Here is an 11,734-nt window from a genome sequence, read left to right on the forward strand (position 1 = left end):
CACCGGGGCAGGTCAGGCCGATCGCCGGGTGAGCATCAGGGCGCCCGCCCCGATCACGGCGCTGACCACCATCGCGACCGCCATCGGCACCGCCGTGTGGTCACCGCCGACCCCGACCAGCGGTGAGACCACCGCGGCGAGCCCGAACTGCAGCGCGCCGAGCATCGCCGACCCGGTGCCCGCCGTGGCGCGCACCTCGTCGAGGGCCAGCGACGTCGCGTTGGCCATCACCAGACCCAGCGAGGTGACCGTGCCCCACAGCAGCACCAGCGTCGCCCACAGCACCGGTCCGAGCACGGCGTCGAGGAGCAGCAGCGCGGCGAACACGACCAGCAGCGAGGTCCCGAGGGCGAGCAGCCGGCGCTGACCGAAGCGGCCGACGATCCGCGCGTTGAGCGCGTTCATCAGCACGAGGCCGACGGCGTTGGCGGCGAAGGCGATCGCGTACGTGATCTCGGAGAGCCCGAGGACGTTCTGCAGCACGAACGGCGAGGCTGCGATGTAGGCGAACATCACCGCGAAGCTGAACGCGAAGGCCGCCGTGTAGCCGATGTAGTGCCGGTTCGTCAGCACCGATCGGGCGTCGCGCAGCATGGCGGTCACGCCGCCGGTCATCCGGCGTTCCTCGGGATGGGTCTCGCCGAGCACCGCGACGACGCCGACGAACATCGCCGCCGCGAGGCCGGTGATGATCCAGAAGACGCCGCGCCAACCGATGAGACCCATCAGCGATCCGCCGAGCAGCGGCGCCACCACCGGGGCGACGCCGTTGATGATCATCATCAGGCTGAACACCCGCGCGGCGGCGGCGCCGTGCGCCCGGTCGGACACCACGGCGCGGCTGAGCACCACGCCGGCCGCTCCGCAGAACCCCTGCAGGAACCGGAAGACGGTGAGCAGTTCGATGGTGGGCGCCAGTGCGCACGCCGCGCCGGCCAGCACGCACACCAGCGTTCCTGTCAGCATCAGGGGACGCCGGCCGAACCGGTCCGAGAGTGGGCCGATGACGAGTTGACCGATCGCCAGCCCGATCATGAACGTGGTCAGCGTCAGCTGGATCGCCGATGCCGAGGTGCCGAACTCCTCGGCCATCGCCGGGAAGGCCGGCAGGTACATGTCGGTGGCCAGCGGCGCCACGGCGGTCAGCAGCGCGAGCACGCCGAGCCAGCTCAGCGGCAGCGGCCGGGTGGTGGTGTCCGTCGCGGGCTCGGTGCCGCGCAGGGTGGTCCTGGAGTTCATTGCACTCACATCACTATCTATAGATTTATAGCTATTTCCAGAGCTAATATAGCGGACATGACTCCTCGCCGAGAAGACGTCAGTGCGCGTGATGTTCGCGACATCGCTGTGGCCGTCCGGACCGTGGTGTGGTCGCTGCGCCGGTTCGGCGAGCGCCAGGCGGGTCTGGAACCGCTGCCGCACTCCGAGTTCGAGGTGTTGCGCACCGTCTCGGACCACCCGGACATCACCGTGTCCGATGTGGCGCGCATGGTGGCCGTCCAACCGAGCAACGTCAGCACCACCGTGCGGCGGCTGGTCGACCGCGGCCTGGTCGAGCGTTCGGTCGATTCCCTGGACCGCCGGTCGGTCCGGCTACGGCTGACCGCCGAGGCCGCCGGGCACAAGCGGATGATCGACGCGGTCTGGTCGGACGCCGTCCGGGATCAGCTGGCGGAGATGACCGACGCGGAGGCCGACCTGCTCATCAAGGCCGCACCGGTGTTCCAGCGGCTGGCGGCGATGGGCTGATCGCTTAGCGCAGCCGGTCGACCGCCGCCGCGATGGCGTCGTCAGTGGCGGTCAGCGCGATGCGGACGTGCTCGGCGCCGCGGGGGCCGTAGAACTCGCCGGGCGCGACCAGGATGCCGAGCCGGGCGAACCAGTCGACGGTGTCGCGGCACGGTTCGCCTCGCGTGGCCCAGATGTAGAGCCCGGCCTCGGAGTCGTCGACGCGCAGTCCGGCCGCGCGCACGGCGGGCAGCAGGGCGTCACGGCGGCGGGCGTAGCGCTCCCGCTGTTCGCGTTCATGCTCGTCGTCGTCGAGTGCGGCGACCATCGCGACCTGCACCGGCGTCGGCATCATCATGCCTGCGTGCTTGCGGACGGCCAGCAGTTCGACGACCACCGCCGGGTCGCCGGCGACGAAACCGGCGCGGTAGCCGGCCAGCGACGACGTCTTGGACAGTGAGTGGATGGCGAGCAGTCCGGTGTGGTCGCCGTCGCAGACGCTCGGGTGCAGCACCGACACCGGCCGCTCGTCCCAGCCGAGGCCGAGGTAGCACTCGTCGGAGGCGACGAGCACGCCGCGCTCACGCGCCCAGCCGACGACCTTGCGGAGGTGATCGACGCCGAGCACCTTGCCGGTCGGGTTGCTGGGCGAGTTGAGGTAGATCAGGGCAGGCGTCTGCGGGCCGAGCTGCGTCAGGGAGTCCGCGCGGAGCACCTGTGCGCCGGCCAGCCGCGCACCCACGTCGTAGGTCGGGTAGGCCAGCTCCGGCACCACCACCACGTCGTCGGGGCCGAGCCCGAGCAGCGTCGGCAGCCACGCGATCAGCTCTTTCGTGCCGATCGCCGGCAGCACGGCGTCGGGCGCCAGGCCGGTGACGCCGTAACGCCGACGCAGCGCGTGCTCCGCCGAGGCCCGCAGCTCCGGACGGCCCGCGGTGGTCGGGTATCCCGGCGCCGCGCTGCCGTCGACCAGTGCGTCGCGGATGACGGGCGCCACCGGATCGACGGGCGTGCCGACGGAGAGGTCCACCAGGCCGCCGGCGTGCGCCCGCGCCTGCGCGGTCGCCGCGGACAGGGTGTCCCACGGAAAGGTCGGCAGTGTCGCCGACACCCGATGCCGGGCCCGCTCGCGAGCCGCGTCAGTCGACGTGATCAGCCCTCACCCTGCGGTGGCATCTCCTTGACCGCCGCGGGGTCGTTGTCGGTCTGGCCGACCTTGGAGGCGCCGCCCGGCGAACCGAGTTCGGTGAAGAAGTCGGAGTTGATCTGGGTGTACTGGCTCCACTGGTCGGGGACGTCGTCCTCGTAGTAGATCGCCTCCACGGGGCAGACCGGCTCGCATGCGCCACAGTCGACGCACTCGTCCGGGTGGATGTACAGCATGCGTGCGCCCTCGTAGATGCAGTCGACAGGGCATTCCTCGATGCACGCCTTGTCTTTGATGTCGACGCAGGGTTCGGCAATCGTGTACGTCACCGGGGTCTCCTCAGTCTTCCTGTCTGAATGTCCAGTTGGGCTGCGGTATGTGTCGGGCCCTGAGAGTTCGCCGCAAGTATGAAGGAGCGATACCTGGACGTTCGTCTCAGTGTGCCCTAACTTCACGCGCCGCCCTTACGGGTGGCGCGTGGTTACTGATACTAGACGTCGCACATACAAGTGCCTAGTCGCGACACCACCCCTCGTACCCAACTGCTGGACGATCGCTCAGCGGCGCTCTCCTATGCACTCGGGTGCTGTGCACTCAGTTGCATATGAACGGCCGGCGTTCTACGGTGCGCAGGTGGCACTTCCCCACGCGATCCTGGTGTCGCTGTGCGAGCAGAGCGGTTCGGGTTACGAGCTGGCCCGCCGCTTCGACCGCTCCATCGGCTACTTCTGGTCCGCGACCCACCAGCAGATCTACCGGACACTGCGCACGCTCGAGGAGAACGGCTGGGTGCACGTCACCCCCGTGGTGCAGCAGGGCAGGCCGGACAAGAAGGTCTACACCGTGTCCGAGGAGGGCCGCGCGGAACTCGCCCGCTGGATCGCCGCGCCGCTGACCGGACGCGGCGGCTCGGTCGCCGACAACCGCACCCGCGACCTCGCCGTGAAGGTCCGCGCCGCAAGCCACGGCGACGTGGCGGCGCTGCGGGACCAGGTCGCCGCGCTGCGCACCGAACGTGCGGCGTTGCTCGACACCTACCGCATGTTCGAGAAGCGCCAGTTCCCCGACCCGACCCGCCTCACCGGCAGTGCGCTGCACCAACACCTGGTGCTGCGCGGCGGCATCCGCGCCGAGGAGAGCGCCATCGACTGGCTCGACGAGGTGGGCACCGCCCTGACGCGCGAAACCGAGGAGACCCGATGACGCCGTACCCGACGCTGCTGTCGCCACTGGACCTCGGCTTCACCACCCTGCGCAACCGCGTGGTGATGGGATCAATGCACACCGGCCTCGAAGACCGGGCCCGCGACACCGGCAAGCTCGCCGCCTACTTCGCCGAACGTGCCCGTGGCGGCGTCGGACTCATCGTCACCGGCGGCTATGCACCCAACCGCACCGGCTGGCTGCTGCCGTTCGCGTCCCAGCTGACGTCGTCGTCCGAAGCGCGCAGGCACCGCGACGTCACCGCGGCGGTGCACGAGCACGACGGCAAGATCCTGCTGCAGATCCTGCATGCGGGCCGCTATGCGTACCACCCGTTCTCGGTGAGCGCGTCGGCCGTCAAGGCGCCGATCAACCCGTTCCGGCCGCGGGCGCTGCGCGATGTCGACGGCACCATCGACGACTTCGTCCGCTGCGCGCTGCGCGCCAGGGAGGCCGGCTACGACGGTGTCGAGATCATGGGCAGCGAGGGATATCTGCTCAACCAGTTCCTGGCGCCGCGCACCAACAGACGCTCCGACGCCTGGGGCGGCAGCCCCGAGAAGCGCCGCCGGTTCCCGGTGGAGATCGTCCGGCGCACCCGACGCGCGGTCGGCGAGGACTTCATCATCTGCTACCGGATGTCGATGGCCGACTACGTCGAAGACGGCCAGAGCTGGGACGAGATCGTCGCGCTCGCCACCGAGGTGGAGGCCGCCGGGGCGACGATCATCAACTCCGGCTTCGGCTGGCACGAGGCGCGGGTGCCCACCATCGTCACGTCGGTGCCCAGCGGCGCGTTCGTCGACATCAGCAGCGCGCTGGCCGAACACGTGAGCGTCCCGGTGGTCGCATCGAACCGGATCAACATGCCCCAGGCCGCCGAACAGATACTCACCGACACCCACGTCCAGCTGGTGTCCATGGCGCGCCCACTGCTGTCGGACCCCGACTGGGTGAACAAGGCCGCCGGGGACGCCGCCGCCGAGATCAACACCTGCATCGCCTGCAACCAGGCCTGCCTGGACCACGCGTTCGTGCACAAGAAGGTGTCCTGCCTGCTCAACCCCGTGGCCGGCCGGGAGACCGAACTGGTGCTGAGCCCGACGCGACGGGCCAAGCGGGTGGCCGTCGTCGGCGCCGGACCGGCAGGCATGGCCACCGCCGTCGCGGCCGCTCAACGCGGGCACCGGGTCACGCTGTTCGAGGCGGGCGACGCGGTCGGCGGCCAGTTCGACCTGGCCCGGCGGATACCGGGCAAAGAGGAGTTCACCGAGACGCTGCGCTACTACGCCACGATGCTCGCCAAGAACGGCGTCGACGTCCGGTTGCGCACCCGGGCAGGTGTCGACGACCTCGCGTCGTTCGACGAGGTGGTGCTGGCCACCGGGGTGACGCCGCGCATCCCCGAGATCCCGGGCATCGACCACCCCAAGGTGCTGTCCTACGCCGAGGCGATCACCGGCGCCAGGCCGGTCGGCAGATCGGTCGCGGTGATCGGCGCCGGCGGCATCGGGTTCGACGTCAGCGAGTTCCTCGTGACCGACGAGTCGGCGACGCTGAACCTCAAGGAGTGGAAGGCCGAGTGGGGTGCGGCGGACCCGCAAGAGGCCCGCGGCGCCGTGGTGACCCCGATCCCCGCGCCGGCGATCCGCGAGGTGTACCTGCTGCAACGCACCGAGGGCGCGCAGGGCCGCCGGCTCGGCAAGACCAGCGGCTGGGTGCATCGCGCATCGCTCAAAGCCAAAGGCGTGCAGCAGCTGTCGGGCGTCAACTACGAGCGGATCGACGACGAGGGACTGCACATCAGCTTCGGTCCCAAGCGCCTCGACGCCCGGCTGCTCGCCGTCGAGAACGTGGTGATCTGCGCGGGCCAGGAGTCGGTGCGCGATCTCGAGCACGGTCTGCGCGGCCGCGGCGTCGAACCGCACGTGATCGGCGGCGCCGTGCTCGCCGCCGAGCTGGACGCCAAGCGGGCGATCCGCCAGGGCACCGAACTGGCCGCCCGCCTCTAGCCGGTGAGCGGACGACTTAAGCGAAAAGTGTAAATCGCCCGAAAGCCGCGCCCCGCCTGCCAAACTGGCGGAGGTTCCACGTCGGCACCGCTCATCGGCGTGTGGAACCCGCAGGGAAAGGCGGGATCTCGTGTCAGTCAGCACCGAGGACGGCGTCCTGGACGGGGCCCGACCGGACATCCACTACGACCCCTACGACGTGGCGCTCAACCTCGACCCGTACCCGATGTTCGCCCGGATCCGCGAGGAGATGCCGCTCTACCGCAACGACCGGCACGACTTCTACGCACTCAGCCGCTTCGACGACGTCGACGCCGCCCTGATCGACCACGAGACCTTCAGCTCGGCCCGCGGCGCGGTGCTCGAGATCATCCAGTCCGGGATGGAGATCCCGCCCGGCACGCTGATCTTCGAGGACCCGCCGATCCACAACATCCACCGCAAGCTGCTGTCACGGATCTTCACCCCCCGCAAGGTCAGCGCGCTGGAACCGAAGATCCGTGAGTTCACCGCAGGCTGCCTCGACCCGCTGGTCGGGACGGGCCGCTTCGACTTCGTCAAGGATCTCGGCGCGCAGATGCCGATGCGGGTGATCGGCATGCTGCTGGGCATCCCGGAGGCCGACCAGCAGCACGTCGTCGACCACGGCGACTCCACGCTGCGCACCGAACGCGGCGGCAAGATGACCGAGAACCCAGACGGCGCCATCGCCACCGGGGAGGTGTTCGCCTCCTACATCGACTGGCGCGCCGAGCACCCGTCCGACGACATCATGACCGAACTGCTCACCGCCGAGTTCGCCGACGAGACCGGGGCCACCCGGCGGCTCCGGCGTGACGAACTCCTGCTGTACCTCCAGGTGATCGCCACCGCGGGCGCCGAGACCACCACCCGGCTGCTCGGCTGGGCCGGGAAGGTGCTCGCCGAACACCCCGACCAGCGCCGCACCCTGGTCGCCAACCGAACGCTGCTGCCCGCCGCCATCGAGGAGCTGGTGCGCTTCGAACCGCCCGCCCCGCACATCAGCCGATACGTCACCCGCGACGTCGAGTACCACGGGCACACCGTTCCGGCAGGCAGCGCGATGATGATGCTGCTCGGCGCCGCCAACCGCGACCCACGCCGGTTCGGACCCGACAGCGAGTCGTTCAACATCCATCGCGAACCCCACCAGCACGTCGGATTCGGCGTCGGCACACACTTCTGCCTCGGCAACGCGCTCGCCCGGCTCGAGGGCCGGATCGCGCTCGACGAGATCCTCGACCGCTTCCCGGAATGGGAGGTCGACCTCACCGACGCCGAACTCAGCCCGACGTCGACGGTGCGCGGGTGGGAATCGATGCCGGCGCTGCTGCCATGACGGGCCGGGTCGAGGGCAAGGTCGCGTTCATCACCGGCGCGGCGCGCGGGCAGGGTCGCAGCCACGCCGTGCGCCTGGCGCAGGAGGGCGCCGACATCATCGCGGTCGACATCTGCAGGGCCATCGACGACGTCGTCTATCCCGCATCCACGCCCGCCGATCTCGCCGAGACGGTGGCCCTCGTCGAGGCGCGGGGCCGGCGCATCGTCGCCGCGGAGGTCGACGTCCGCGACTACGACGCGCTGGCGGCCGCCCTCGCCGACGGTGTCGACCAGCTCGGCCGCCTCGACATCGTGGTGGCCAACGCGGGCATCGGCAACGCGGGCAACAAACTGCACAAGCTGCGGGAACACATCTGGCAGGACATGATCGACATCAACCTCACCGGCGTCTGGCACACCGTCAAAGCCGCGGTGCCGCACGTGCTCTCCGGTGCAAGGGGCGGATCGATCATCCTGACCAGCTCCGTGGGCGGCATGAAGGCTCACCCGCACACCGGCCACTACATCGCCGCCAAGCACGGCGTCGTCGGCCTGATGCGGACCTTCGCCGTCGAGCTGGGCCGACATTCGATCCGGGTCAACTCCATACATCCGACACAGGTCAACACGCCCATGGCGATCAACGACGCCACCTTCCGGTTGTTCGCACCGCATAAGGAGAACCCGGGGCCGGAGGACTTCGCGCCGATCTCCCAGATGATGCACACGCTGCCGATCCCGTGGGTGGAACCCGAGGACGTCAGCAATGCCGTGTTGTTCCTCGCCTCTGACGAATCCCGTTACGTCACAGGTGTTCAGCTGCCCGTTGATGCGGGCTGCTTACTCAAGTAACCGATTGAACCCAATAGTGAGCGGAGACACCCATGCCTGAATTCGACTACGAAGAGCTGAAGAAGGAAGCCGAGCAGTACATCAAGTTCGAGAAGGACATCAAGAACCGCATCGCCTACATCACCTTCAACCGGCCCGAGGAGCTCAACTCCACGACGCTGGGCATGCGGCAGAACTACGCCGACATCATCCACAAGTGCAATGTCGACGACGACGTCAAGGTGGTCGTGATCCGCGGGGAGGGCGACGATTTCGGCAGTGGAGGCGACCTGCCCGAACAGCGCGGGATGATCGAGAATCCCGGTATGCCGCTGCCGCACGAGCTGGCCATCAACGACGACAGCGTCAAGTACCCGCCCGGCGGCTCCTACCGCTACCTGTCGACGGTCACCGACTTCTACGCCAAGGCTCCGGCGGGGAACCGTCCGCTGCAGGAGCTCCGCAAGGTCAGCATCATCGAGGCTAAGGGCTACTGCTACGGCTGGCACTTCTACCAGGCCGGTGACGCCGACCTGGTGATCTCGTCCGACGACGCGCTGTTCGGCCATCCGGCGTTCCGCTACGTCGGCTGGGGACCCCGGCTGTGGTGGTGGGCCGAGACCATGGGACTGCGCAAGTTCTCCGAGATGCTCTTCACCGGTAGGCCGTTCAGCGCCAAGGAGATGTACGACTGCGGCTTCATCAACAGCGTGGTGCCGCGCGAGGACCTCGAGGCGGAGACCCTCAAGTACGCGATGGCGTGCTCGAAGTCCCGGCCCACCGACACCGTCGCGGTGCAGAAGACGTTCCTCGAGATCTACAAGCAGCACAAGGGCGAATACATGGGCAGCCTGCTGACCGGAATGGTCGAGGGCATGCTGCCGATGATCACCAACGACCGCGACAACGAGGTCGACCTCACCGGCGGCACCTTCGAGAAGGGACTCAACAACGTCGTCAAGGACAACGACATGAACTTCCCGCCGGAGTGGCGGCTGAGCCGCTCGGGCCGCGCCAAGCCCTGACCGCCATGTCGGCGCTGAAGGGCCTGCGGATCGTCGAACTCGCCGAGTCGGTGGCCGGCGAGTACTGCGGCAAGCTGCTCGCCGACTTCGGCGCCGACGTGGTGAAGGTCGAACGGCCCGGGCGGGGCAGCCCCACCCGGGCCATGGCACCCCTGATCGACGGCGAGAGTGTGGTGTTCGCCTACCTGAACACCAACAAGCGATCCGTCGTCCTCGATCGCATCACCGACGCCGAGGCCGTGGACGCCCTCGTCGCCTCGGCCGACGCCGTCATCGACGACCACGATCCCGAGTGGGCCGCCGAGGCGTACCGGCGCCACCCGGCGGTGGTGTTCTGTTCGGTGACGGCGTACGGCCGCGGCGCGTCACCCGCTGCGCAGAATGCGCGCAGCAGCACCGTGTTCCAGAGCAGCGGCTGGGGCTTCCACACACCCAGCCACGCCGACCCGGCCAGACCACCGCTTCAAGCGCCGGGCCGGCTGCTCACCGACTACGAGGCCGGACTGGACGCGGCGATGTGCGTCGCCGCATGCCTGTATTCCCGACCACGCTGCGGGGCAGGTGAGTTCGTCGACATCTCGCAGCAGGCCGTGCTCGTGTCGCGCGCCGACTGCATCCTCGGCAGGTTCCTCAGCGGCGAGATCGCACCGGAGAACACCCGCGACGACTTCGACCAGCAGGGCCCGGCGTCGTTCTTCGCCTGCGCCGACGGACATGTCTACCTGTACATGACCAGCGGCACCCACTGGGCGAACCTCAAGGTGCTGATGGACCACCCGGCATGGCTGGACGACTTCGAGGACGACTGGCTGGAGTTCTCCGTGACCGCCGAGAAGGTCGCCACCTTCCACCGCGGCTTCGCCGGCTGGATCCGCGATCGCCGCCGGGAGACGGTAGCCGAGCAGGCGCAGCGCGCCGGTGTGCCACTGGTGCCCGTGAACGACGCCGACGATCTGCACCGCTCGCCGCAGTACCGTCACCGCGGCTTCTTCCGCGACGTGACACATCCGGTCCTCGGCGTCGGCCAGCACCCCACGGTCCCCTACCTGATGAGCGCGTCACCGGCTGACATCACCTGCGCGGCAACGGCTCTCGGCCGCCACACTTCCGAGGTGCTGGGCGAGCGGCGACCCGTCCGGCCGGCACCCGTGCACGCGCCGCCGGCGACGGAGCGCGGTGGTCCACTGGCGGGGGTGCGCGTCGTCGAGCTGACCAAGGTGTGGGCCGGCCCGTATGCCGGGAAGCTGCTGGCGTTCCTCGGCGCCGAGGTGATCAAGGTCGAGAGCGCCGCCCGTCCGGAGGAGATGCGGGCCTACGGCGGCACCGACGTCAACCACGCCCCCTACTTCCTGAGCATCAACCCCGAGATCCTCAGCGTCGACCTCGACATCAAGACCCCTGACGGGATGGCGCGGCTGCGTGACCTCATCGCGCGCAGCGACGTCGTGCTCAACAATCTGCGGCCGGGCGCGATGGAACGCCAGGGCCTCGGCTACCGAGACCTCACCGCCGTCAGGCCGGACATCATCTCGGTGTCGATCAAGATGTGGGGCAACGACGGTCCGCTCGGCTACCAGACCGGCTACGCGCCGTGCTTCGCCGCACTGGCGGGCCTCGCCTCCCTGGTGGGCTACGAGGGTGGCCCGCCACTGGGCGCCAGCATGCGCTACGGCGATTCCACGGTCGGCGCCGCCGCCGCCTTCGCCGCCGTGGCGGCCCTGCTGCACCGCGAACGCACCGGCGAGGGACAGTACGTCGACGTGTCCGCGGTCGAGGTGCTGTCGTCGATGATCGGCGACACCCTGCTCGCCCACGACCTGACCGGACGGGTGCCCACACCGGAGGGCAACCGGCACCCCAACATGGCGCCGCACGGCTGCTACCCGTGCACCGGTGGCGACTGGGTCAGCATCGCCGTCGCCGGTGACGCCGAGTGGTCGGCACTGTGCGCGGCGCTGGGCGCGGCCGACCTCGCCGCCGACGAGCGGTACCGCACCACCACGGACCGCCTGCGCCATGCCGCCGCACTGGATGCCGAACTGGCCCGCCTCACCCGCGGCCTGGAGGCCGCGCCGCTGGCGCGACGCCTGCACGACGCGGGGGTCCCGGCCGCCAAGAGCGCGACGGCGCTCGACGTGATCGGTGACGAACGCCTCTGGGAGCGCGGCCTGTACCGCATCGTGTCCGACCACCGCGAAGGCGCGCGGCCAGTGCTGGGGCCTTCGTGGCGGATGGCCCGCGACCCTGCCCGCATCGAACGCGGCGCACCCGACCTCGGCGAGCACAATGACTACGTGTTCGGTGACATCCTCGGCGTGCAGGAGATGCGATGACAGCAGCACTGGCGGGCACCGTGGCCCTGGTGACCGGCGCCAGCAGCGGCATCGGCGCGGCGACGGCGCGGATGCTGGCCGCCCAGGGTGCCGCGGTCGCCCTGCTGGCCCGCC

The 11,734-nt window shown here is 69.5% G+C and carries 11 protein-coding genes; 8 read left to right on the plus strand and 3 right to left on the minus strand.

Translation table 11 applies throughout. The annotated features are described in order from the left end of the window. Window positions 1–12: 12 nt before the first annotated feature. Window positions 13–1,239: a multidrug effflux MFS transporter gene (locus H7I41_RS14085; protein ID WP_264013215.1), complete on the minus strand. Its 1,227-nt coding sequence runs from the start codon at window positions 1,237–1,239 to the stop codon at window positions 13–15. A gap of 57 nt (window positions 1,240–1,296) precedes the next feature. Between H7I41_RS14085 and H7I41_RS14090 the strand changes: the two genes are divergently transcribed. After that, window positions 1,297–1,749, plus strand: a complete 453-nt coding sequence (locus H7I41_RS14090; RefSeq protein ID WP_264013216.1) for a MarR family winged helix-turn-helix transcriptional regulator — start codon at window positions 1,297–1,299, stop codon at window positions 1,747–1,749. A 4-nt stretch (window positions 1,750–1,753) separates the two neighbouring features. Here the strand turns inward: H7I41_RS14090 and dapC are convergent, their stop codons facing one another. Together dapC and fdxA are read right to left on the minus strand one after the other, a co-directional pair. Then, a complete protein-coding gene (gene dapC / locus H7I41_RS14095; protein ID WP_264013217.1) occupies window positions 1,754–2,839 on the minus strand; it encodes a succinyldiaminopimelate transaminase in 1,086 nt (361 codons plus the stop codon). Between the two features lie 41 nt (window positions 2,840–2,880). Further along, window positions 2,881–3,204 (minus strand): ferredoxin, encoded by a 324-nt coding sequence (gene fdxA, locus H7I41_RS14100; protein WP_264013218.1) that lies wholly within the window; start codon window positions 3,202–3,204, stop codon window positions 2,881–2,883. 304 nt (window positions 3,205–3,508) lie between these two features. Between fdxA and H7I41_RS14105 the strand changes: the two genes are divergently transcribed. The 7 genes from H7I41_RS14105 to H7I41_RS14135 form a co-directional block, all read left to right on the plus strand. Next, window positions 3,509–4,078, plus strand: coding sequence for a PadR family transcriptional regulator (locus tag H7I41_RS14105; protein ID WP_264013219.1), 570 nt, complete (start codon window positions 3,509–3,511; stop codon window positions 4,076–4,078). Then, window positions 4,075–6,090, plus strand: coding sequence for an NADPH-dependent 2,4-dienoyl-CoA reductase (locus H7I41_RS14110; RefSeq protein ID WP_264013220.1), 2,016 nt, complete (start codon window positions 4,075–4,077; stop codon window positions 6,088–6,090). Before H7I41_RS14105 ends, H7I41_RS14110 begins: the two co-directional genes overlap by 4 nt. Before the next feature lie 130 nt (window positions 6,091–6,220). Further along, window positions 6,221–7,450 (plus strand): cytochrome P450, encoded by a 1,230-nt coding sequence (locus H7I41_RS14115; RefSeq protein ID WP_264013221.1) that lies wholly within the window; start codon window positions 6,221–6,223, stop codon window positions 7,448–7,450. After that, entirely contained in the window at window positions 7,447–8,283 is an 837-nt protein-coding gene (locus H7I41_RS14120) for a mycofactocin-coupled SDR family oxidoreductase (RefSeq protein WP_264013226.1), read from the plus strand. The genes H7I41_RS14115 and H7I41_RS14120 overlap by 4 nt, the downstream gene beginning before the upstream one ends. A gap of 32 nt (window positions 8,284–8,315) precedes the next feature. After that, the gene (locus tag H7I41_RS14125) at window positions 8,316–9,287 is read left to right on the plus strand and encodes an enoyl-CoA hydratase/isomerase family protein (protein WP_264013222.1); all 972 of its coding nucleotides are present in this window, start codon (window positions 8,316–8,318) and stop codon (window positions 9,285–9,287) included. Window positions 9,288–9,292: 5 nt separating this feature from the next. Next, window positions 9,293–11,620: a CaiB/BaiF CoA transferase family protein gene (locus tag H7I41_RS14130; RefSeq protein ID WP_264013223.1), complete on the plus strand. Its 2,328-nt coding sequence runs from the start codon at window positions 9,293–9,295 to the stop codon at window positions 11,618–11,620. Beyond that, a partial coding sequence (locus H7I41_RS14135) for an SDR family NAD(P)-dependent oxidoreductase (protein WP_264013227.1) occupies window positions 11,617–11,734 on the plus strand: 118 nt, incomplete at its 3' end. The genes H7I41_RS14130 and H7I41_RS14135, both read left to right, overlap by 4 nt.

The organism is [Mycobacterium] manitobense, assembly GCF_025821665.1.
GTDB lineage: Bacteria > Actinomycetota > Actinomycetes > Mycobacteriales > Mycobacteriaceae > Mycobacterium > Mycobacterium arseniciresistens.

Coding starts and splice junctions, on each gene's coding strand:
- H7I41_RS14085 (WP_264013215.1), bottom strand. CDS start 1,239: ATGAACTCCAGGACCACCCTGCGCGGCACCGAGCCCGCGACGGACACC.
- H7I41_RS14090 (WP_264013216.1), top strand. CDS start 1,297: ATGACTCCTCGCCGAGAAGACGTCAGTGCGCGTGATGTTCGCGACATC.
- H7I41_RS14110 (WP_264013220.1), top strand. CDS start 4,075: ATGACGCCGTACCCGACGCTGCTGTCGCCACTGGACCTCGGCTTCACC.
- H7I41_RS14120 (WP_264013226.1), top strand. CDS start 7,447: ATGACGGGCCGGGTCGAGGGCAAGGTCGCGTTCATCACCGGCGCGGCG.
- H7I41_RS14125 (WP_264013222.1), top strand. CDS start 8,316: ATGCCTGAATTCGACTACGAAGAGCTGAAGAAGGAAGCCGAGCAGTAC.
- H7I41_RS14130 (WP_264013223.1), top strand. CDS start 9,293: ATGTCGGCGCTGAAGGGCCTGCGGATCGTCGAACTCGCCGAGTCGGTG.